The following is a 21,764-nucleotide window of genomic DNA, read 5'->3' as shown; positions in this document are numbered from 1 at the left end:
TTCCGCTCACTCACAGCTTCGCGCGCTGCGCGATCCCGTCCTTGATCGACGCCAGCTCCGCTTCGTCCCAAACACCGATCAAAATCCCGCCCTTCACCTGGAGCTGGTTGTCGGCATAGGCGGCGATTTTCTCGCGCGGCGTCGTGATGTGGTCGTTGGGATGCAGCGCCCAGTCGAACAGCTCGGCCTGCAGTCGAGCGATGACGCCGGCGCACTCGGGATCGTCGCCGCGATCCAGAAACTCTTCCGGATCGGTTTCGAGGTCGTACAGCATCGGGAGGAAGCTTGAGGCGTGGATGTATTTCCAGCGGCCGTCGAACACCATGAACAGGCGACAGCGTTCGATCGGCTGATTCAGCTTCAGCCGCACGTCCTGCATGACATAGTCGTATTCGGAGAACGCCACCTTGCGCCAATCCGGCGGACTCTCGCCGCGCAGCAGCGGCAGCAGCGAGCGTCCCTCGAGGATATGGCCCGGCACCTTGCCGCCGAAATAGTCGACGAAGGTCGGCGCGAGATCGATGGCTTCGACCAGCGCATCGTTGCGCGTGCCACGCGTCGCATCCGCCTCCTTCGAGGGATCGATGATGATGAGCGGGATCTTCGCCGACTGCTCGTGGAACAGATCCTTCTCGCCCATCCAGTGATCGCCGAGATAGTCGCCGTGATCGGAGGTGAACACGATCATGGTGGTGTCCAGCAGGTCGCGCTCCTCCAGAAACTTCATCAGCACGCCCATCTGGGCGTCGATCTGGGTGATCAGGCCCATATAGGTCGGGATCACCTTCTCGCGGGCATCGTCGCGCGCCATGTTGCGGGAGTAGCGCATGTCCATATAGGCGCCGAACACCGGATGCGGGTTCTGCCGCTCGCGCTCGGAGCGGATCACCGGGATCATGTCCGATGTCGAATACATGCTGGCGTAGGGTTCGGGCGCGATGTAGGGCCAGTGCGGCTTGATGTAGGACAGATGCAGGCACCACGGCCTGCCGTCGGTCTCGGCCTCGCCGATGAAATCCATGGCGCGTCGCGTCATGTAGGGCGTCTCGGAATGCTCGTCCGGCACGCGCGCGGCCTTGTCGGCATGCACGAGCAGCCAGCCGTTCTGGAGCGAGCCGTCCTCGGCCGCGCCTGAATTGGCCCAATGCTCCCAGGGATTGGGCGCATCAAAGCCCTGCTGGCGCAGATATTCGTCGTATTTCGGACGCGGCCGCCCCGTGGGATGCAGGCCGTCGTCACGCTCATAGGGCTCAAACCCGCATTCGGCGACGTGCACGCCGATCATCGATTCCGGCGGGATGCCGAGCGCCTTCATGCCTTCGAGATCGGGCGCCATGTGGGTCTTGCCGACCAGCACGTAGCGCACGCCGAGCTTCTTGAGGTGATCGCCGAGGGTGGGCTCGCCGACCCGCAACGGCCAGCCGTTCCAGTGCGAGCCGTGCGAGCGCATGTAGCGCCCGGTGTAGAACGACATCCGCGAGGGGCCGCAGATCGGCGACTGCACATAGGCCTTGCTGAAGAGCACGCCGCGCTTCGCCATGGCGTCGATGTTCGGTGTCTTCAGCGTGGGATGGCCGGTGCAGCCGAGATAGTCATAGCGAAGCTGGTCGCACATGATCCAGAGAACGTTCTTCGCGCGCGCCATGCGTGATCCCTGCCGTTTCTTGATTGTGGGATGCTGCGCTATCGAGGGCGCGAAGACAAGCTATCAGCGATGCACGCGTCTGCGGCCGTACACTCCAGCGTCGTCCCGGCCTTCGCCGGGACGACGAAAAATCAAACCGACCACGGCTCCGCTTCGGCCGCGCTCTTCGCTTTCGCAGACACCGGGCTCTCGCCGATCACATCCGCAAGAGAGCGCAACGCTTCCTGCACGCCGTCACCGGTGACGGCGGAGAGCAGCAGCGGCGTCTTCTTGGCGGCGCGCTTCAGCCGCTCCTTCTGCTTCTTCAACTCGTCCGGCTCGATCGCGTCGATCTTGTTCAGCGCGACGATCTCGATCTTGTCGGTGAGCTGCCCGGCATAGGCGTCCAGCTCCGTTCGCACCGTCTTGTAGGCCTTGCCGGCGTGCTCGCAGGTCGCATCGATGAGATGCAGCAGCACGCGGCAGCGCTCGACATGGGCGAGGAAGCGGTCGCCGAGACCGACGCCTTCATGCGCGCCTTCGATCAGGCCGGGGATGTCCGCCAACACGAATTCGCGGCCGTCGGCATTCACGACGCCGAGCTGCGGATGCAGCGTGGTGAAGGGATAGTCGGCGATCTTCGGCTTGGCCGCGCTGACCTTGGCAAGGAAGGTCGATTTGCCGGCATTGGGCAGGCCGACGAGGCCGGCATCCGCGATCAGCTTCAACCGCAGCCAGATCCAGCGCTCCTCCCCGGGCTGGCCGGGATTGGCATTGCGCGGCGCGCGATTGGTCGAGGTCTTGAAATGCGCGTTGCCGAAGCCGCCATTGCCGCCCTCGGCCAGCACGAACTTTTCGCCGACAGTGGTGAAATCGTGGATCATGGTCTCGCGATCTTCATCGAAGATCTGCGTGCCGATGGGGACCTTCAGCACGATCGACTTGCCATTGGCGCCGTGGCGGTCCGAGCCCGAGCCGTTCTCGCCCTTCTGGGCCTTGAAGTGCTGCTGGTAGCGATAGTCGATCAGCGTGTTCAGCCCGTCGGCGACCTCGATGATGACATTGCCGCCGCGGCCACCATTGCCGCCGGAGGGGCCGCCGAATTCAATGAATTTTTCGCGGCGGAACGCCACGCAGCCGTTTCCGCCGTCGCCGGAGCGGATATAGACCTTTGCTTCGTCTAGGAATTTCATGGGCCATAGGTAGGCCAGCCGGTCCCGCGCGGCAACCCGGATGGACCCGCAAATCGGCCGAAACCCGGCGATTTGTGGCCTTGCTTAACCAGCTGGCCGGCGCCGGATCAGGAATTTCTGCGTGCCCTCCAGCACCAGCTCCTTGCGCTGGTTGAACACGGTGCTTTTGAGCGTCACCACGCCGGTCGAGCGTCCCGGCACCAGCTCGGTGACCTCGAGCGCGGGATAGATTGTGTCGTCGGCGAAGACAGGTTTGAGGAACCGGCTGGATTGCTCGAGGAAGCCGACCAGGGAGTCCTCGACCATGAACGGAAACAGGCCGGCGCCGGGCGCGGTGTGGATCAGCGTCTGGAAACCGTGGGCGAGCAGATGCGGCATGCCGCGGCTGCGGCAATACTCCACGTCGTAATGCACCGGATGCGTGTCGCCGCTCGCGGTCTGGAACGCCGCGAACACCGCCGTCGTCTGCGTGCGGCTCGGCAGCACGAAGCGCTCGCCGACCACGAAATCCTCAAACCAGCGTTGCGCGGGGATCATGCGATGCCGGGCCGGGTCGAAGTCGGTCATGGCTAAGCTCTTTCCTGGCTCTCTTGTGAGACACCTGTCGCTACCGCGACGCGGAGAGTGCGACAATCCGTTCAATTCGTCCAACGCGGGCTTGTCGTGACGGCCTGCGTCATTACAACGGCGCTCGATGCCCCTGTTCAAGAATCTATCGGCCTATGACGAACGCTCGGCGCGCCTTGCCGGGATTGCGCTCATGGTGCTGTCGATCTTCATGTTCTCGTTTGGCGATGCCATGGGCAAGTTCCTGGTCGGGACTTATTCGGTGGGGCAGCTGCTGTTCCTGCGCGCCTGCGCGGCGCTGCTGCTGCTGTCGCCGTTGGTCTGGCGGCAGCGTCACCAGTTCCTGCATCTGGAGCGGCCGGGTCTCCAGCTCTTTCGCGTCGTGCTGTCGACGCTGGAAGTGGCGGCCTTCTTCCTTGCGACGGTCTACCTGCCGCTCGCCGACGTCATCACCTATTATCTCGCCGGGCCCATTTTCGTCACCGCGATGTCGGCGATCTTTCTCGGCGAGAAGGTCGGCTGGCGGCGCTGGACGGCGATCCTGATCGGCTTCTGCGGCGTCCTGATCGCGCTGCGGCCCTCGGCACAGACGGTGAGCCTGCCGGCGCTGATCGCGCTTGGCGGCAGTCTTTCTTTCGCAACGCTGATGTTGATCACGCGCAGCCTGCGCAAGACGCCCGATATCGTGATGGCGTCGTCGCAATTCGTCGGCACGTTCTTGCTGGGCGCTGTGCTGTCGGCGTTCCACTGGGTGCCGCCGACATCGGGCAGCCTCGTGATCTTCGCGCTGGCGGGATGCGTCTCGGTCACGGCGCTGTTCTGCGTCAACCGCTCGCTCAAGCTCGCGCCGGCCAGCGTCGTCGTGCCCTATCAATATTCGATGATCGTCTGGGCGGTGATCTTCGGCTTCGTCGTGTTCGGCGACGTGCCCGAAATCGCCACCATCGTCGGCGCCGCCATCATCATCGCCGCCGGGTTCTATATTTATCTGCGTGAGCGCGATCTCGGACGCAGGGACGCGGATGTGAATCCGCCAGCGTGATTACAGCGGAATAAATTCGAGCGTCGTCCTGGCTTTCACCAGGACGACAGTTTGAGCCGCCTCCGCCCTACCTCACCCTTCGCGCGCTGCTCCAGCTCTTCAGCGACGCCCACACGCCGCGCGAGAGACGGAAGCAGTCGACGGGCGTGGACGAGCCCAGCGCCAGGAAGCGATGCAGCTGGACGCCGCTCCACTGGAAGCCGCACTTCTCCAGCACGTTGCGCGAGGCCGGGTTGGTGACGCGCGCGCCTGCATAGAGATGATCGTCCTCGAACTCCTCGAAGAAGAAGTCGATCGCGCCGCGTGCGGCCTCGGTGGCAAAGCCCCGGCCCCAATGCTCGACGCCGAGCCAATAGCCGAGCTCGGCGTTGTCGGGCGTCGAGCGGTCGATGCCGACCATGCCGATGGGGCCGCTGTCATGCTCGATCAGGAACACCGTCTCGCTGCCGGGCAGGGCGCTGGCGCGGATGAAGGCGATGGCGTCGTCCTGCGAATAGGGATGCGGGAGGCGCCTTGTGTTTTCGGCGACGCGACGGTCGTTGGCGAGGAGGGCGATGGTCCTGACATCGGCGAGGGTCGGCCGCCGCAAGGTCAGCCGCTCGGTGGCGACGACGCTGGGTCTCGCCTCCCGCAAGGTCACGCTCGAAAAATCCTGCAACATGTCCGGCTCCGTCGAAGTCACTAAAGTGAAAAGTGAGCACGCAAACGAAAGGGGAGGCCGGTTTCCCGCCTCCCCTGGAGCCTTCGATCTGTGATCTCAAGGACTCCGCCGGTTCGGTCTGGGACCCGGCGGACTCCAAATTTGATCCACCGTCTATTCAGCCGCCTCTGCGAGCGGGAGCACCGAGATGAAGGTGCGGCCGTTGGCTTTGGCCTGGAACGTTACGCGGCCCTCGATCTTGGCGAACAAGGTGTGGTCCGTGCCCATGCCGACATTAAGGCCGGGATGCCAGGTGGTGCCGCGCTGACGCGCAATGATGTTGCCGGGAATCACAACTTCCCCGCCGAACGCCTTGATACCGAGGCGCTTGCCCTTGGAATCGCGACCGTTGCGCGATGAACCGCCTGCTTTTTTGTGAGCCATGGCTCGTCTCCGAAATTCTACGTATTTCTAGATCAATTCCTTGACGGAATCATTTCACAATTTCTCACGCATCACTTCGTGACGGCGCGTGATCAAATTATGCGGCGGCCTCTTCGGTCGTGGTCTCTGGCTTGGCGACCTTCTCCCGCTTCGGACGCGGCCCCTTGGTGGGCTTGGCGCCGTCCGTCAGGATCTCCGAGATGCGCAGCACGGTGATCTCGTCGCGATAGCCGCGCTTGCGGCGCGAATTCTTGCGGCGGCGCTTCTTGAAAGCGATGACCTTGGGACCGCGCTTGTGGTCGAGCACCTCGACCGCAACGGACGCGCCGGCGACCGTGGGCAGACCCAGGATCGGCGTGTCGCCGCCGACCAGGAGAACTTCATTGAGCTGCACGATCGAGCCGACTTCGCCTTCGATCTTGCCTACTTCCAGGACATCATCCGGAACGACGCGGTACTGCCGGCCGCCGGTTTTGATGACTGCGAACATCGTTGTTTTCCTTCGTGTTCATTCCCGGCCTCGCGACATATTGTCGGGGCCGGCTTTTTGTCAGTCGTTATGGGTTTATGCGAGTTTTGTGCGGGCGGGAGTTATCCCTTTGAAAACCCACGTAAAAACAAGCGGCGCGAGAAACGCCCCGCGCCGGTTGCGGGATTTATAGCCGCTGATCCCCCGGAGTCAAGGAAAAGCCGGCGAAAACGGCCGGATTTGAAGCATTTGGGCCCGATCCGGCCCGCAGGCGAATTTCGGACCGCGCCGCAACCAACAGGTTCCCCCGCCGTTGTCCCGGCGAATTCAGTCACACGGGCAAGGGGCTTACCATGGCAACAGACGAGCTGGTCAAGACGACGACGGGCATCGCTCATCACGGCGCGGAGCGGCTGCCGTCGGTGGATATCGACAGCTTCAACATCGAGATGAAGGACGAGGATGGCTTCATCGGCGACCGCGCCAGCAAGGGCGCGTTCCGCGAGATCCTCGAGCGCTGGCGCAAGCCGCTGCGCAAGTCCGGCGAGGACCCGTTCGGCAAGGAGCCGTCGGACGAGATCAGCAAGAAGACGCTGGACGCCATCCTGGTCGGCGACGACACCGAGGCCTGGGCGGTGGTGCATAGCGCCATCGAGGACTTCGCCCAGGAGCTCGCTTACGTCACCCGCCGCTTCCTCAAGTCCAAGGCCTGGGCCAAGACCGAGCGCATCGTGGTCGGCGGCGGTTTTCGCGATTCCCGGCTCGGCGAGCTCGCGATCGCGCGCACCGAGATTATCCTCATCGCCGAGGGCTTCAAGATCGACATGCTGCCGATCCGCCATCATCCCGACGAGGCCGGCCTGATCGGCGCGCTGCATTTGGCGCCGTCGTGGATCTTCGAGGCCCATGACAGCATCCTCGCCGTCGATATCGGCGGCACCAACATCCGCTGCGGCCTGGTTGAGACCAGCTGGAAAAAGGCAAAAGACCTGTCGAAAGCCAAGGTCGTGAAGTCCGAGCTGTGGCGTCATGCCGACGACGAGCCGACGCGCGAAGGCGCGGTGAAGCGGCTGACGAAGATGCTGAAGGGGCTGATCACCGAGGCCGAGAAGGAAGGCTACAAGCTGGCGCCGTTCATCGGCATCGCCTGTCCCGGCGTGATCAACGCGGACGGCTCCATCGAGAAAGGCGCACAGAACCTGCCGGGCAATTGGGAGAGCAGCAAGTTCAACCTGCCGGCGAGCCTGCTCGAGGGCATTCCGCAGATCGGCGAGCACGACACCGCGATCCTGATGCACAATGACGGCGTGGTTCAGGGCCTCTCCGAGGTGCCGTTCATGCAGGACGTCGATCGCTGGGGCGTGCTCACCATCGGCACCGGCCTCGGCAATGCCCGCTTCACCAACCGCCGCAAGGACAACGGCAAGGACAAAGACAAAGACCGCGATTCTACGGAGAACGGGAAGAAAAAGGCCAAGTCCGACAAGGAGTAACCTTGACTGGTTAGGTTAAGGACCGGATTGCGTTGCGGTGCACCGCCCGCACGCTACGGTCGAAACCGTCGCCTCACCTGGCCGGCGAAGCCGCCCTTCCCAGCCAGTATTTCAATGAGCGGCACCGGGACCGCCAGTGTTTACCGCGTCTGGCGGTCCCACCCCGCCTTTTGCGGGTACCAGTGATTCGGCACCGACGTGCCGCATCGGGCTCGCGCCGGGTCAGTGGCGAACGGCTCAGGCCCATTCCCGCGCAAACCGCCGCCGAAATCCGCGATCGCCCCCGATCATCACCGTGACATCGTGGGTCCAGCCGGAAAACCGGCCCGATTTTCGCCCTCGCAAGCCTTGTCTGGCCCGCCATCCTCGCCTATTAACGCCCGAACCACAGGGGCCATGCTCCTTACTTGGCGCCTTCAGGAGAGGTGGCAGAGTGGTCGAATGCACCGCACTCGAAATGCGGCATAGGTGCAAGCCTATCGGGGGTTCGAATCCCTCCCTCTCCGCCAACATCATCCGCCACAATAAAACGGCTTTCCAGAAAGCTCGGCAGATCAGTCTGATCTTGCCGGCTCTCGCTCCGCCAGCACCGTCCGCGCCGTCGCCACGAACGCCTGCGCGGCCGGCGACAGCGTCCGACCCTGGCGCTGCAGCAGCGACACCGGGCGGGTGATGGCAGGGCGTATCAGCGGCTTTGCGATCAGAGTTGGAAATTGATCGGCCGGCAGCATCGTCGCAGGAAGGATAGCAAGGCCGAGGCCCTGCGCCGTCATGGCGAGCGCGGTGTTGATCAGCGTCACTTCATAGGTCGGGTTGAGGTGCTTGCCCTGGCTCCCCAGCGCCTGATCGATCTGCATGCGTATCCGCGTCTCGCGCCGCATCGCGATCGTCGGCATCTGATCCAATTCGTCCCATGTCAGTGAGCGCCGTGCCGCGAAGTCGGGGGTGCGCCGGCCGATGGCGCTCAGGCGGCCGCGGGTCAGCGTCTCGATCGTCAGCTCCGCGAATTCTCCCTCGACGCTGCCGATCGCGAACTCCGCATCCGTCGCGATCAGACGTGGAACGAGATCGTCGGCGGCGACGTCGCGCATGTCGATTTCGATGTCGGGATAGCCTGCCCGGAATTTTGCCAGCACCGAGGGCAGCAGTGCCGATGCGGTACCGGCTGAGGCGAGAAACGCGACTCGGCCGGCGCGCGCCTGCGCGAGGTCACGCATGCGCCGCGACAGGCCCAGCGCATCGCCCAGCATCCGTTCGGCGGCATGAACTGCCTCGTCAGCGGCCCGCGTCGGCTGCACCGAACGAGTGGAGCGATCGAACAGTTTGACGCCGAGCTGCGCTTCGAGCTGTTGGATCAACAGGCTCGCCGCCGATTGCGTGATCCCCAGCTCGCGCGCAGCCCGCGTGATGCTGCGCGTACGGTACACGCCGGTGAAGGCCTGCAATTGCCGTAAGGTGACGTTCATAGGCAAAGCTCATGAATTGATGAGTTCTTTCCGGCTTATCACATAAGCGAGCATGCAATAAAATGCATGCCGTGGTCGGTGAAGCGGCGATCGCCAAGGGATTGGAAACGAACATGAGGACACAGGTGCTGGTGGTGGGCGCCGGGCCCGTCGGATTGACCGCGGCGATGGATCTGGCTTCCCGTGGGATCGACGTCGTGGTCGCGGAGATCCGCCATGCCGGCGATCCGCCCAGCGTCAAATGCAATCACGTCTCGGCGCGTTCGATGGAGATCTTCCGCCGGCTCGGCGTCGCCGCAAAGCTGCGCGACGCAGGCCTGCCCGCAGATTTCCCGAACGACTGCTCCTACCGGACCACGGCGACCGGCATCGAGCTGTGCCGCATCGACATTCCCTCGCGCGCACGCCGCTACAGCGCCACCGGCGGCCCCGACACCTGGTGGCCGACGCCGGAGCCGCCGCACCGGATCAACCAAGTCTATCTCGAGCCGATCCTGTTCAGCCATGCCGCCGCTCAGTCGCGCATCACCATTCTGGCGCGCACGGAAATCACGGACATCGAGCAGAATGACGACCATGTGGTCGCATTGGCGCGCGACCTCGACAGCGGAAGCTCGCTCCGCATCGAGGCTTCCTTTGTGATCGGTTGCGATGGCAGCCGTTCCCTGGTTCGCAGATCGATCGGCGCCAACCTGTCCGGCACGCCGGTGATCCAGCGCGTGCAATCGACCTTCATCGAAGCGCCGCAGCTCAAGGAGCTGATGGGCGCGCACAAGCCGGCCTGGATGGTGCTCTCGCTCAACCCGCGACGCTCAGGCACGACGGTGGCGATCGACGGTCAGGACCGCTGGCTGATCCATAATCACCTGAAGCCAGACGAGCCCGAATTTGATTCGGTCGATCGGGACTGGGCGATCCGCGCCATTCTCGGCGTCGACGAGCGCTTCGAATACCGCGTCCTCAGCAAGGAGGACTGGGTCGGCCGCCGGCTTGTCGCCGATCGCTTCCGCGACCGCAGAGTCTTCATCTGCGGCGACGCCGCGCATCTGTGGATGCCGTATGCGGGCTACGGCATGAATGCGGGGATTGCGGACGCCGTCGACCTGTGCTGGCAGGTGGCGGCGCATCTGAACGGGTGGGCGCCGGCTTCGATCCTGGATGCCTACGAGGCGGAGCGTCAGCCCATCACCGAACAGGTGTCGCGCTTTGCCATGGACCATGCGATGAAGATGATGGCGCAGCGTGGTGGAGTCTCCGCGGAGATCGAGGACGACACGCCGCGCGGCCACGCCGCGCGCGCAGCGCTGGCCAGGGCGGCCTACGATCTCAACGTGCAGCAATATTGCTGTGCCGGATTGAACTTCGGCTACTATTACGATGCCTCGCCGATCATCGCCTATGACGGCGAGACGCCGCCCGCTTACGCGATGGGCAGCTTCACCCCCTCCACCGTGCCGGGCGCTCGCGCGCCGCACCTGTTTCTGCGGGACGGGCGATCGCTCTACGATGCCTTCGGCGTCGGCTACACTTTGCTGCGGTTCGATCCGGCGATCGATGTAGCGCCATTGAAGTCTGCCGCAGAGCAGCGCGGCATTCCGCTCGCGCTGCTCGACATTGCGCCGGACGAAGCGAACGGCGCGTATGCCGAGAAGCTGGTGCTGGCGCGGCCCGATCAGCACATCGCCTGGCGCGGGCAGGCCGCGCCAGCGGACCCACAAGGCTTGCTGACGCGCATCACCGGCGCTTCGGCGTAAGGCGATTTGAAGCGGACGGTCTCGCGGCGAAGTCCGCCGGCAGGTGATTTACAAAGTCGTGGTTCACAAAACAAAAAAAGACTCGCACCAGGAGGGAAACGTGTTTCACGTTGCAAGCCGCCGTATTTTGGCCGTGCTGACGGCCGCGAGTTTCGCCGTGCTGCCGCTGGAGGCGGTCCGAGCGGTCTATCCCGAGCAATTGATCAAGATCATCGTGACCTTTCCGCCCGGCGGCAGCGCCGATACCGTCATCCGCGCGCTCGAACCGCTGGTCACTGCCGAGCTCAAACAGGGTCTCGTGATCGAGAACCGCGCGGGTGCTGGAGGCAACATCGGCATGGCCGCGGTCGCGCAGGGCAAGCCTGACGGCTATACGCTCGGCATTGCGCCGGCAGGCAGCCTGACGGTCAATCCGCATCTCAATTCGTCGATGCCGTTCGATCCGAAGGATCTTGCGCCGATCACCCTGCTCGCGAAAATTCCCTTCGTGCTGGTTGCGTCAGCGAACGTGCCGGCGCATACGGTCGCGGAATCGATCGCGCTCGCCAAGGCCAAGCCGGGCGCGTTGTCGATCGGGCATGGCGGCAATTCGACCGCCATGCACTTGACCGCGGCACTGTTCACGCAGAAGACCGGGATCGCCATGGAGCTGGTCCCCTATCGCGGGACCGCGCCGGCGACGGTCGATGTTCTCGCAGGCCATGTCCCCTTCGCGGTACTGGATATCCCCGCATCGAGGCAACTGATCCTCGAAGGTAAGCTCAACGCCATCGGTGTGTCGTCTGCGCAGCGTCTGTCGTCCTTGCCTGATGTGCCGACACTCGCCGAGAGCGGTATTGCGGGTTTCGAATCCGTTGGCTGGTTCGGGCTGGTTGCTCCGGCCGGCACGCCAGCCGATATCGTCGGCCGGTTGAACGAAGCCTTCGGAAAGGCCCTGAAGGATCCATCGGTGGTCGAGAAGATCCGGACGCTTGGCGCAGAGCCTGCACCGACCTCGCCGGAGGAGTTCAGCCGCTTCATCCAAAGCGAAAGCTCGAAATGGGGCAAGCTGATCAGTGAAGCGGGCATCAAGGCGAATTAAGTGTCCCACGCAGCCCTGCTGCTCGTCGGCAATCATCCCCGGCTCGCCTTCAGCGCCCGCCGCATCACGATCGCGGTCTAGAAACACGATTCCGCCCCGGCGTAAGTCATTGATCTTGCAGCTCCGGCTACTGTGCATGGGGTTGTTTTCGCGCTTTTTGTTGTTGGGCCTTGGGAGGCTTACAGGTAATCGTCGCGACACCGGCTGGCCTCGCCAGTTCGGATCACCACCGACAAGGCGAGATGGGCATGCACTCTTCCGGCAGCGGCTTGGGCAACGGGCTTCTTGGCGTCATCATCTTCAGCGCATCGCTGCCGGCGACCCGCGTGGCGGTCGGCGGGTTTTCCGCGCTGTTCCTGACCTCGGCGCGCGCGGTCATCGCGGCGCTGATCGGTGTGGCCGTGCTCGGCCTGCTCCGTCAGGCGCGGCCGCAGCGCAAGGATCTCGTCTCGCTCGCGATCGTCGCCATCGGCGTCGTGGTCGGCTTTCCCTTGCTGACGGCGCTTGCGCTCCAGCACATCACCTCGGCGCATTCGATCGTCTTCATCGGGCTCTTGCCGCTGTCGACCGCGATCTTCGGCGTGCTGCGCGGCGGCGAGCGGCCGCAGCCGATGTTCTGGCTTTTTGCAATTCTGGGCAGCGCCACTGTCGCCGGCTTTGCGCTGTCCAACGACGGCACCGCATCGCTCACCGGCGATCTCCTGATGGTCGCGGCGATCGTGCTGTGCGGGCTCGGCTATGCCGAAGGCGCCGCGCTGTCGCGCCGGCTCGGCGGCTGGCAGGTGATCTCCTGGGCGCTGCTGCTGTCGCTGCCGCTGATGGTGCCGGTCGCGATTCTAACCTGGCCGTCGACATGGAGCGGCGTCGGTGTGCCCGCCTGGATCGGGCTCGCCTACGTCTCGGTCTTCAGCATGTTCGTCGGTTTCATCTTCTGGTACCGCGGGCTTGCGATCGGCGGCATCGCCCGCGTCGGCCAGTTGCAGCAGCTCCAGCCGTTCTTCGGCCTTGCGCTTGCAGGCCTGCTCCTGCACGAACCTGTGGCCTGGAGCATGATCGTCGCGACCGCGCTGGTGGTCGCCTGCGTCTTCTTCGCACGGCGGTTTGCCTGAGGCCGAATTGATGCGGCCTTACCTCTTGCCCGGTTGCGGCTTTTCAATCCCCGGCAGCTGTGCGATTCCCTCGGCAAGAAAATCGACCAGCAGCCGTACCCGCGCGATGCCGGACCGCTCCGGCACGATCAGCATGTTGAGCGGAACGGACGGCGGCGCGTAGTCTTCAAGCACGCGCTCGAGTTGGCCGGAGGCAAGCAGGTCGTCGACGAGCCAAAGATGCGCCGGCGCAATGCCACGACCGGCCGCGAGCGCCTCGCGTGCGGCAAGCCCGTGATCCACCCGCAGCCGCCCTGCGAAGGGGACCACATGACGGCCGCCGCGGCGCCCGTGCAGCACGAGCACGTCGCTGCCGGCGATGTTCGACATCCTGACACCCTCGTGGCTGGCGAGGTCTTGCGGGCGCGCGGGCCTGCCGCGCGACGCCAGATAGTCCGGTGCGGCCACAAGCACCCGCCGCGACTGACCAAGCAGCCTGAGCTTCATCGAGCTGCCGGGGAGCGGCCCCAGACGCAAAGCGATATCGACACCTTCCCGCACGAGGTCGATCCGCTCGTCGGTCAGGCTGAGATCCACCGCCACGTCCGGATAGCGGTCCTGGAACGCGAAAACCAGACGGCTGACGTGGAGCACGCCGAAGGCGGCGGTGCAGGAGACGCGCACCGTTCCGGCAGGCGCGCCGCGCGTGCTGCGCGCCTCGTCGCCGGCGAGTTCGACCAGGCGCAGGATCTGCACGCAGTCGGCGTAATAGCGGCGCCCCTCCTCGGTCATCGTCACGCTGCGCGTGGTCCGCGTGAGCAGCGGCACGCCGACGGCCTGCTCCAGTTCCCGAAGGTGCCGCGTCACTGTCGATTGGCCGAGACCAAGCTCGCGCGCGACCGCGGACAGGCTTCCGCGCTCGGCGACCCGCACGAAGCTGCGCATGCGTTCGAGCGTCACGTCCGATTTATCCATATTTCGGCATGATCCTATCCATCGGCGACAACTACCGGATTGCAGTCGGAGGCGCTACCTGCTGCTCGCAATCGTCAACCAAGGTGCTGATCATGAAAGTGTTGATCCTCTTCGCTCACCCCGAGCCGCGCTCCCTCAATGGCTCGCTCCGCGACGTTGCCGTCAGAGAACTCGAGGCTGAGGGACACGAGGTGCGGGTGTCAGACCTTTACGCGCAGGGATGGACATCCGAGGTCGGCCGCGCCGATTTTCCGCTGCTGCCGCCGGACGGGCGGCTGGCGCCGGCCGCCGCCTCCAAGCAGGCGTTCGAGTCGGGTACACTCACCGCGGACGTCAAGGCCGAGATCGAGAAGCTGCTGTGGGCGGACGTCCTGATCCTGCAATTCCCGCTATGGTGGTTCAGCATGCCGGCCATCCTCAAGGGCTGGGTCGACCGCGTGTTCGCCTACGGTTTCGCCTATGGCGTCGGCGAGCACAGCGACAAGCGGTGGGGCGACCGTTACGGCGAAGGCAGGCTGGCGGGCAAACGCGCGATGCTGATCGTGACCGCCGGCGGCTGGCAGGAGCATTATTCGGCGCGCGGGATCAACGGGCCGATCGACGACCTGCTGTTCCCGATCAATCACGGCATCCTCTATTATCCCGGCTATGACGTGCTTCCGCCGTTCGTCGTCTACAAGGCCGACAAACTGGACGAAGCGGGTTTCCAAGCGACTGCCGAACGTTTGCGCGAGAGGATGCGAACGCTTGCGACGACATCCCCGATTCCCTACCGGCGCCAGAATGGCGGCGATTACCTGATTCCGAGCATGCGGCTCCGCGCAGGACTCGAGCATTCCGGCGCGACCAGCTTCGCGCTTCACGTCGAACAGGTCGAGGCACGCAGCCCAATGGGTGAAACGAGCTCCGTGCACTCGACGGCTGAGGGGTGCGCGGCAACAGCGTAATCCGCCGCTCGCGCAAGGACTCACCCCATCACCGTCCGCGTCAGCGTGCTCCGCGCAAACTTCTTCAGCGGCATCGGCTTGCCGAACAGAAAACCCTGCACGAGGTCGAAGCCGAGCTCGTTGGCGGCGACGAGGTCGGCGCGGCTCTCGACGCCCTCGGCGATGGCGCGCACGCCATAGCCATGCGAAAGCTCGACGATGTGGCGGCACACCGTGCGCTTGAGGCGATCAGTGCCGCTGCCGGTGACGAAGTGCCGGTCGGCCTTCAGCTTGATGAAGGGAATTTTTCCAAGGTCCATCAGCGACGGCCAGTTGGCGCCGAGATTGTCGACCGACAGGCCGATATTGTGCAGACGCAGTTCGCGGGCGACCTCGGCCAGGAGATCGAGATCGCGGATCGCCTCCTCGCTGTCGATTTCGATCGTCAGCCCGCCGAACGCCGGATGCGTCGGCATGCGCCGGCAGAGATCACGCACGGCTTGCGGCTCCTTCAGATAGGACGCCGGCAAATTGATCGCGAGATCGACCGGGCTCTGCTGCTCCAGTAGATAGTGCCAGTCCTGCATGGCGCGCTCGATCACGAATTCGGAGAGGTCGCGCATATTCGGGTCGTGCTCTTCGGGGATGAAATAGGCGGGCGGCACCACGCCCCAGGTCGGATGCCGCATCCGCACCAGCGCCTCGGCGCTATTGCGAATCAGCGTGCGCGCGTCGATCTTGGGTTGGTACCAGAGCTCGAGCCAGCCGGCGTGCAGGGCCTCGCCGACGTGCACGGCGGGGCTCGGCGCCGGCTCCTCGGGCAACAGCATCGCGACACGGTCGCGCAGCGTCTCCGCGGCAAACGGCGTCGTCAGCGGCGGCAGCATCTTGAGGCCGTATTCCTCGCCGACCTGCTGCACGGCCCTGACGATGATCGACTCGCGGGCGCCCACAGTCAGAACCCTGCCGTCGAAGGCCTCGCGCACCAGCGTCTCCAAAAATTTGCCGGGCTCGATGCCGTCGGCGGCGATGCCGAGCAGGATCAGGTCGGGCAATTCGCTTGTCAGCACGCTCTGCAGCTCCTCGGCACTGGCGCATTCGGTGGTGACGAAGCCGAGATCCTCCAGCACTTCCGCGAGAAACGCGCGAAGATGGCGCTTGCCGTCGGCCACGCAGGCGCGCGGCTTCACCTTTCGCCGTCCGAAGGTTTTCGGCCTTCGTTCGGCGAGTTCTACAATTTCGTCGTTCATCGCAAGCACTCCGTTCCGTGCCGGTGTGTTAGCGACGTGAGCAGTTTCAAATATGGAAGGCTTCAGTCGATTGTCGAATTATCTGAGTAACGTTAAAGCGCCCATCACGTCTAAAATTATCTGGATCTCGGTCGGGAAGTTTTTACGTCTACCCGCGCGCCGGGCGCAGGGTTGCGACAATCACTGGAGATCTCGCGACGTGCAGTGCGGCTGCATGTACGCGCGCTGTCCTGCAATTGGACCAAGCCACGCGCGCCTCGCCCAATTGAATAATGGAGCGCCTCAATTGCGCGCGACGCGCGCATTTTTCCCGGTTCGCTCGTGACGGTTCTGCGACAATGCGTCGGTGCGCGCTGGCGCCAATGTGAAGCACATCACAAGCGGATTGCTGCACGTGCGCTATTGCTCTGGGCAGCCGGTGGTGGGCTGTCGAGGATCGCAGCAATGACGTCGCGGCGAATAATGTATTGGTGGTTCAGGTTCGTGCTGTCAGGGCGATTTCTCGATCGTTTCCTGTGCCTGCCGCGCGCGCATTAGCGCGGGATCAGGTTTGGCCGATCAGCTTGCGCAACGCGGCCGCGCCGTCCTCAATCGCATCGCGTCCCTTCCAGGCCAGATAGGACAGCTTGCCACCGAGCGTGTCGTGGCTGCGCAGCCGGCGCGAACCGAGAATGTGGCCGACATTGGAGGGGAAGCGGCTCACCTCGGCGGACACCAGCGCCGCGATCGCGTCCATCAATTGCTGGAGCCGAATGCCCCATTCGCAATGCTCGATGCCGTCGATCCGCACCTTGAGCGCATATTCGGTCTCGTAGATCTCGGCGAGCAGGTCGCGCGCAATCAGCACCCGGTTGTGCCGGAGCGCGATGCGCAAGGCGAGGCGCCTGTCGTCGAGCTGGTCGAGCACCATGTGAACGACGCAGGCATAGGGCGCGGCGGCGACATCGGCGGCGCCCTTGCTCGCTGCGGCCTTGGTGGCAAGACGCACCAATTGCCAGAACGTCTTCAGCCGCCTCGCCACCAGCGTCAGCGCGAACGGCAGCGCCTCGGGATGGGCCTTCTTGAAGGCGTCCAATCGGGCGGTGATCTGATCAACCGTGCCGTCGTCGAACTTCGCGATCTTCTCGGGCAGCCTGTCGTTGAACTTCGGCAGCGCGGCGCCGGCGCGCAGCACATGTTGGATCTTCTTCACGTCCTCGAAGGCGGTGTGCGATGCCGTGTATTGCGCGAGCTTGCCGCGCGCGAACTCGGTGCTCTCCGCTGATGCGAGGGTGCTTTCGAGAACCTTGACGACCTTGGTCTGGAAGGTCGATGCGATCTTCAGCACTTCCTTCTGGTTGTTGGCGGCGACCTGGTCGTTGATCGCCTTGATGTAGTCGCGTGCCATGGTCGGCAGCAGGTCGCGGCAGATCCACTCCCAGATCGGGGTGAGGGTGTTGCGCGAGATCCGCCCCATGTTGGCATGCTCGGGCGCGCCGTCGATCAGAAGCAGCTCGAGCGGCGCAAAGAAATGGCGCGAGGGACTGGTGGCGCGCGCCTGGTTCGATCCGTCCTTGCGAAATTCGGCGCGCAACCGGGACTGCAGGTCGGACGAGCCCGGCATGTCGATGCCGCACAGCTCAAGCCGTTCGAGCTCGCTGAGCAGGCAGCTGCGCGACAGCGGCGTCAGCTTCTGCAGGAAGTTCGATAGCTGGTCGATCTCGTTCATGGCACGCAATCTTCCGCAACGTTTCCAGCAGGCCTACCGACCCCATGCATGGAGGCATTTGCGCGCTCTCAATTGCGACATAGAGAAGCAAGCCGCCGTTAATATATCCGTAAAATCCAAGGCCGCAGGTAATCGGCGCGGATCTGATCGTTAAGAAGGCGTCGAGCGACCCGTCTATCAATTGGGCAGGTTCAGCAACCTAAGAATGTTGAGGGACGTTGCCACTCAAGCATAAAGTGTGCCTGTGCCGGGGTTTCAGCACAAAACTGCCAAATTCACCGTAGTCTTACGGAGCAAAAAGTTAACTACAGACCGCGTTGGGTTCCGCTAAACGAGTGACATGGGGTCACAGAATGATACGGCCACTGATTCGCGGCCGTCGGAATGGTACGAAAGCAACGCCGCTCCAACTGAAGAGCTCGATGCCGTCCGTCTGAACGCCGCCCGTGCCAAGGCGGCCGACGAAATGGCAGCCGCCATCGCCCGCGAGCTCAACGGTCCCCTCACGGCGCTCCTGCTCTACATGGGCGAGATCAAGCATCACAGCGATCAGCTCGCGCCGGTGACGGGCGACCGTGCCTATTTGCAGCGGGTCGTGGAGAATGCGCTAGTGCAGACCGAGCGGGTTTGTGGCCTCGTCAAACAGCTTGCCGGTTCTCACACGGGTGGCCTGCCGATCGCGTCCAGGGCCGAGGGCGCCGAATCGAAGTTCGCGCGCGCGCCACAGCTGCAGCGCGTGCCGAGCGCCGAAATCCTCGGCCTGTCAGGCCAGAAGCGGCTGACCAAGCGCGAGCGCGAGGTGCTGAGGCTGATCAGCGAGGGTTATTCGAACAAGCAGGGTGCGCTTCGGATGCAGATCAGCCCGCGCACCTTCGAGAGCCATCGCGCCGAGGCGATGCGGAAGCTCGGTGCGCGCAACACGGCGGACCTCGTCCGTGCGGCGCTGCTGCATTCGATCGACTGAAGGGCCTTGCGTCGGGCCGCCCGGCAGCGGGCGAGGGCCAAGCGTGAGGCATTTCTCGAAAAAGACCCGCGGCTCCGACCGTGCTCAGAAATAATCTTCGGCGAAGGGACGCGCGCGCGACGAGGGCCGCAGCGGCTTGAGCTCGTCCTTCGGCACGTTGGGAATGATCGTGATGGTCCAGCGGGGCGGCATGCTCGATTCCTGCTCCAGCACCGAACGTACGAAGCCGGTCACCGTCGCCTCGCCAGCGGCCACCGTCGCCATCCGGCCGTTGAACTGTGCGATGCGGAAGCGGCGAACTTCTTTCTGGTCCGCGGTCTCGTAGGTGAACATGGAAACCCTCCTGGTTTCCGGCGACTATCGCTGCCTATGATTAGCCATCTGTGAAAATCCCAAGCCGTAGAAGTACGGCGGGCATGCACGCGTGAGTGGTTGGAGCGTTTCGAGCGAGCGCGTCAGCCCTCCGGCTCCTGCGCGCGCGCGGCAGCGTAGGCGGCGTCCATCAGGTCCAGGAGGTCGCAAAATCCGGCGTCGCCGAGCCTCTCCGCGGTCTTCTCCAGCCGCAGCGCCAGCACCGCGAGCCTGACATAGCCGAACGTTCCGGCCGCGCCCTTCAGCGAATGCGCTTCGCGGGCGATCCTGCCGTGGTGCTGCGCGAGCGAGAGCGTGCGGAACGATTGCAGACGCGCGCAGGTTTCGCTCCAGAACACGTCGCGCACTTCGCAAGCACCATCCTCGCCGATCTCGCGCACCAGCGCCTGGTACGCGCCCGGCTCGCGCGCGGGTTCGGCATCAAGCACTGTTTGCGCAGGCGCGACGGTGACTTCGAACATGGTTTGGCCTGCCTTGATCACGGTTTGCCGCCGGCCCGTACAGGCGCGCGCGGCACATCCGTGTCTACGGCATCTGGATTTCAGTTCCGGTAGCAGGACATTCCGTGTTTGCGGGCCGGAATTAGCGGCCGGTTTACCACGCCGCAGCGCCAGTCAGCGCGGGCCGAGCAGCCGGTCATACTGCGCCTTCACGGTGGCGTAGCATTCGCACGCCGTCTGGCGCAGGCCGTCCAGGTTGAGGATCTGGATGTGTCCGCGGCTGTAGTTAATGAAATTCGCCTGCTGCAAGGTGTTGGCGACCAGCGACACGCTGTTGCGCCGAGCGCCGATCATCTGCGCCATCGCCTCCTGGGTCAGCAGCAGCCGGTAGTCGCCGGAGAGGTCATGGGTGTGGAGCAGGCAGCGCGACAGCCGTGACTCCACCGGATGAGCGGCGTTGCAGCCCGCGGTCTGCTGCACCTGCGCGTAGACCGCCAGTCCGTGACGCGTGAGCAGCGTCCGCAGGGTGCAGCTCTGGTCGGCCGCGACGCGCAGCCGGTCGAGGTCCATCATCGAGGCGGAGCCTGGAACCAGCACGATGGCCGTGTTCAGCGCGCAGGCATCGCCCATGATCGAGAGCGTTCCGAGCAGGCTGTCGCGGCCGATCATGGCGACTTGCACGTGCTCGCCCCTGGCGAGCTCCACCACCAGCGAGATGACGCCGCGATGGGGAAAGTAGGCGCGCTTGAGCGTTTCGCCGGTCGCGACCAGCACCGCGTCGTGCGGCAGATCGCCCGTCCGCAGGTGGGGGCGGATCAATTCATAATCGTCCGCCGACAGCGCGGACAGGAAACCGTTGGAGGAACGTACCATTGTTTCCAAAGTAGCCTCCCGTCTCCCGGACCAGCACGGGAAACTGCTTGTCGTTCGGCCACGTTCCATCATGTTCCCGTCGGGATATATTGGCAATTGGGACAAGACGTCCGATCGCAGTCAGTGCCGCTGCACGTCGGCCTCGCCAAGACAGATTCCCTGACCCAATTCCTACCGAGCTGGGAACCAGCAGATCCAGATGGTGCGGCTGGAGAATCGGTTTGGAGCTTGTTCGCGGTCATGGTTGATCCGGCGCGTTTCAAGGTCATCCGCGCCGCGTCGTCGTCATGGAGTTGCCTTGGCGCCGCGTGGCCGCAGATTCCGCGTCAATCGTCTTTCCGGCTCCGCCAAGGACGCTCTCAACAGTCCATTTCTCGAGCAAAGGAGCATGGCGTGCGCCACGGTTCAATTATTGAATCGCCAAATCGGGAAGCTCAAACGGGGACAGAAGATCTGCGCGATATTCTCGTCGTCGATGACGACCCGATGGTCTGCATGGCCATCGAGGTCTATCTCCAGCGCAACAATTTTCGGGTGACGATCGCCGAAGGAGGGGAAGCCGGACTTCGTGCGCTCGAACACGAACAGTTCGATCTGATGATCATCGATATCTTCATGCCGCACATGCGCGGGTTCGAATCGGTCAGAATCTTTCACGAGCGCGCGCCGGCCGTTCCGCTGATAGCGATGTCCGGCTACGCGTTCGCAATCTGAATTCGCCGGCCCCGGATTTCCTCCGGATGGCGCTGGAGCTCGGTGCGGCGCGCTGTCTGCGCAAGCCGTTCACGCCGCACGCGCTGCTCGCCGCCATCAACGATTGCCTGGCGGAGCACCGTCCCCAGGGCGAGCTTGCCCCGGCCGCGCGCCTGGGTTAGCGCGGCACCGGCCGCAGCGGACGCGGGTAACGGTTCGTTTACCGCAAATGCGGGTGATGCATATCCCGGCAAAGCACCAGGCGACGTGGCGAGACCGGCCCGGGCTGCAGGCAGCTCGATACAATTTGCGCGAAGACCGCGCATATCTCCTTCACAAGCAGGGCTTTCCCGCGCGCCGGGTCTCGCTGTTATCGGCACGTTCACCTAACGCGTCTCGCCGCTGCGGCGTGGGGCCGGTCTTGCCGAAAAACGCTGTCCCATGCAGTCGAACGGCAAACTTGTCTTCAATATCCGTATTAGCACGGAGGATGAAATTAACGGGACCGTGAAAGGGGATGTCTAACGATCCAAGGTGGGGGCTTCCGTTCATGCCAGCGCGGCTCGGGCGTCGAGGTCCAGATCCAGGTCTGTAAGGCGTAGCTCATGGATGATCTGTTGCGGGAGTTTTTGACGGAAACCAGCGAGAGCCTGGACACCGTGGACAATCAGCTGGTGAAGTTCGAGCAGGAGCCGAACAACG

General features: G+C 64.1%; 20 protein-coding genes, 1 tRNA gene and 1 pseudogene. 9 read left to right on the top strand and 13 right to left on the bottom strand.

Features of this window, described 5'->3' with window-relative positions:
- Positions 1-10: 10 nt before the first annotated feature.
- The 3 genes from IVB50_RS09680 to IVB50_RS09670 form a co-directional block, all read right to left on the bottom strand.
- Entirely contained in the window at positions 11-1,645 is a 1,635-nt protein-coding gene (locus tag IVB50_RS09680) for an alkaline phosphatase family protein (protein ID WP_247295760.1), read from the bottom strand.
- 131 nt (positions 1,646-1,776) lie between these two features.
- Positions 1,777-2,817 carry a GTPase ObgE gene (obgE, locus tag IVB50_RS09675; protein ID WP_018459859.1) on the bottom strand — a complete coding sequence of 347 codons (1,041 nt, stop codon included), beginning with the start codon at positions 2,815-2,817 and terminating at the stop codon, positions 1,777-1,779.
- An 84-nt stretch (positions 2,818-2,901) separates the two neighbouring features.
- Positions 2,902-3,384 (bottom strand): MaoC family dehydratase, encoded by a 483-nt coding sequence (locus tag IVB50_RS09670; RefSeq protein WP_018459860.1) that lies wholly within the window; start codon positions 3,382-3,384, stop codon positions 2,902-2,904.
- A 127-nt stretch (positions 3,385-3,511) separates the two neighbouring features.
- Here IVB50_RS09670 and IVB50_RS09665 point away from each other — a divergent pair, with 127 nt between their 5' ends.
- A complete protein-coding gene (locus IVB50_RS09665) occupies positions 3,512-4,426 on the top strand; it encodes a DMT family transporter (protein ID WP_018459861.1) in 915 nt (304 codons plus the stop codon).
- Positions 4,427-4,493: 67 nt separating this feature from the next.
- Here IVB50_RS09665 and IVB50_RS09660 read toward each other — a convergent pair whose 3' ends face one another.
- The 3 genes from IVB50_RS09660 to rplU form a co-directional block, all read right to left on the bottom strand.
- Positions 4,494-5,087 (bottom strand): GNAT family N-acetyltransferase, encoded by a 594-nt coding sequence (locus tag IVB50_RS09660; protein WP_018459862.1) that lies wholly within the window; start codon positions 5,085-5,087, stop codon positions 4,494-4,496.
- Between the two features lie 153 nt (positions 5,088-5,240).
- Positions 5,241-5,510 carry a 50S ribosomal protein L27 gene (rpmA, locus tag IVB50_RS09655; RefSeq protein ID WP_018459863.1) on the bottom strand — a complete coding sequence of 90 codons (270 nt, stop codon included), beginning with the start codon at positions 5,508-5,510 and terminating at the stop codon, positions 5,241-5,243.
- A 97-nt stretch (positions 5,511-5,607) separates the two neighbouring features.
- Entirely contained in the window at positions 5,608-6,000 is a 393-nt protein-coding gene (gene rplU, locus IVB50_RS09650; RefSeq protein ID WP_007604396.1) for a 50S ribosomal protein L21, read from the bottom strand.
- A gap of 332 nt (positions 6,001-6,332) precedes the next feature.
- Between rplU and IVB50_RS09645 the strand changes: the two genes are divergently transcribed.
- Together IVB50_RS09645 and IVB50_RS09640 are read left to right on the top strand one after the other, a co-directional pair.
- Positions 6,333-7,472, top strand: a complete 1,140-nt coding sequence (locus IVB50_RS09645; RefSeq protein WP_018459864.1) for an ROK family protein — start codon at positions 6,333-6,335, stop codon at positions 7,470-7,472.
- 419 nt (positions 7,473-7,891) lie between these two features.
- Positions 7,892-7,981, top strand: a tRNA-Ser gene (locus tag IVB50_RS09640).
- Between the two features lie 45 nt (positions 7,982-8,026).
- On the opposite strand, the gene IVB50_RS09635 is transcribed toward IVB50_RS09640, so the two are convergent.
- On the bottom strand, positions 8,027-8,938 hold the full coding sequence (locus IVB50_RS09635) for a LysR family transcriptional regulator (RefSeq protein ID WP_018459865.1): 912 nt from the start codon (positions 8,936-8,938) through the stop codon (positions 8,027-8,029).
- A 113-nt stretch (positions 8,939-9,051) separates the two neighbouring features.
- Between IVB50_RS09635 and IVB50_RS09630 the strand changes: the two genes are divergently transcribed.
- The 3 genes from IVB50_RS09630 to IVB50_RS09620 all read left to right on the top strand — a co-directional run bounded on the left by IVB50_RS09630 (position 9,052) and on the right by IVB50_RS09620 (position 12,882).
- On the top strand, positions 9,052-10,692 hold the full coding sequence (locus IVB50_RS09630) for an FAD-dependent oxidoreductase (RefSeq protein ID WP_162496289.1): 1,641 nt from the start codon (positions 9,052-9,054) through the stop codon (positions 10,690-10,692).
- A gap of 100 nt (positions 10,693-10,792) precedes the next feature.
- The gene (locus IVB50_RS09625; RefSeq protein ID WP_247295759.1) at positions 10,793-11,773 is read left to right on the top strand and encodes a tripartite tricarboxylate transporter substrate binding protein; all 981 of its coding nucleotides are present in this window, start codon (positions 10,793-10,795) and stop codon (positions 11,771-11,773) included.
- Positions 11,774-12,021: 248 nt separating this feature from the next.
- Positions 12,022-12,882, top strand: coding sequence for a DMT family transporter (locus IVB50_RS09620; RefSeq protein WP_026233895.1), 861 nt, complete (start codon positions 12,022-12,024; stop codon positions 12,880-12,882).
- Between the two features lie 18 nt (positions 12,883-12,900).
- On the opposite strand, the gene IVB50_RS09615 is transcribed toward IVB50_RS09620, so the two are convergent.
- Positions 12,901-13,836: a LysR family transcriptional regulator gene (locus IVB50_RS09615; RefSeq protein ID WP_247295757.1), complete on the bottom strand. Its 936-nt coding sequence runs from the start codon at positions 13,834-13,836 to the stop codon at positions 12,901-12,903.
- Positions 13,837-13,928: 92 nt separating this feature from the next.
- Here IVB50_RS09615 and IVB50_RS09610 point away from each other — a divergent pair, with 92 nt between their 5' ends.
- Positions 13,929-14,783 (top strand): NAD(P)H-dependent oxidoreductase, encoded by an 855-nt coding sequence (locus IVB50_RS09610; RefSeq protein ID WP_039801040.1) that lies wholly within the window; start codon positions 13,929-13,931, stop codon positions 14,781-14,783.
- Positions 14,784-14,803: 20 nt separating this feature from the next.
- On the opposite strand, the gene IVB50_RS09605 is transcribed toward IVB50_RS09610, so the two are convergent.
- Together IVB50_RS09605 and IVB50_RS09600 are read right to left on the bottom strand one after the other, a co-directional pair.
- Entirely contained in the window at positions 14,804-16,012 is a 1,209-nt protein-coding gene (locus IVB50_RS09605; protein WP_026233896.1) for an EAL domain-containing response regulator, read from the bottom strand.
- Positions 16,013-16,556: 544 nt separating this feature from the next.
- Entirely contained in the window at positions 16,557-17,720 is a 1,164-nt protein-coding gene (locus tag IVB50_RS09600; protein ID WP_018459873.1) for a hypothetical protein, read from the bottom strand.
- Positions 17,721-18,060: 340 nt separating this feature from the next.
- On the opposite strand from IVB50_RS09600, the gene IVB50_RS09595 reads away from it, so the two are divergent.
- Positions 18,061-18,684, top strand: coding sequence for a helix-turn-helix transcriptional regulator (locus IVB50_RS09595; RefSeq protein ID WP_018459874.1), 624 nt, complete (start codon positions 18,061-18,063; stop codon positions 18,682-18,684).
- A gap of 84 nt (positions 18,685-18,768) precedes the next feature.
- Here IVB50_RS09595 and IVB50_RS09590 read toward each other — a convergent pair whose 3' ends face one another.
- The 3 genes from IVB50_RS09590 to IVB50_RS09580 all read right to left on the bottom strand — a co-directional run bounded on the left by IVB50_RS09590 (position 18,769) and on the right by IVB50_RS09580 (position 20,369).
- A complete protein-coding gene (locus IVB50_RS09590) occupies positions 18,769-19,017 on the bottom strand; it encodes a hypothetical protein (RefSeq protein ID WP_018459875.1) in 249 nt (82 codons plus the stop codon).
- 122 nt (positions 19,018-19,139) lie between these two features.
- On the bottom strand, positions 19,140-19,517 hold the full coding sequence (locus IVB50_RS09585; RefSeq protein WP_018459876.1) for an Hpt domain-containing protein: 378 nt from the start codon (positions 19,515-19,517) through the stop codon (positions 19,140-19,142).
- Between the two features lie 153 nt (positions 19,518-19,670).
- Positions 19,671-20,369, bottom strand: coding sequence for a Crp/Fnr family transcriptional regulator (locus IVB50_RS09580; RefSeq protein WP_018459877.1), 699 nt, complete (start codon positions 20,367-20,369; stop codon positions 19,671-19,673).
- Positions 20,370-20,822: 453 nt separating this feature from the next.
- Between IVB50_RS09580 and IVB50_RS09575 the strand changes: the two are divergent.
- Positions 20,823-21,244: pseudogene (locus tag IVB50_RS09575) on the top strand (response regulator).
- Positions 21,245-21,764: the final 520 nt, after the last annotated feature.

Source organism: Bradyrhizobium sp. 87 (assembly GCF_023073015.1).
Taxonomy (GTDB): Bacteria; Pseudomonadota; Alphaproteobacteria; order Rhizobiales; family Xanthobacteraceae; genus Bradyrhizobium; species Bradyrhizobium canariense_D.
Note: the sequence above shows the minus strand (reverse complement) of the source record. Positions and strands in the feature narration are given on the sequence as shown.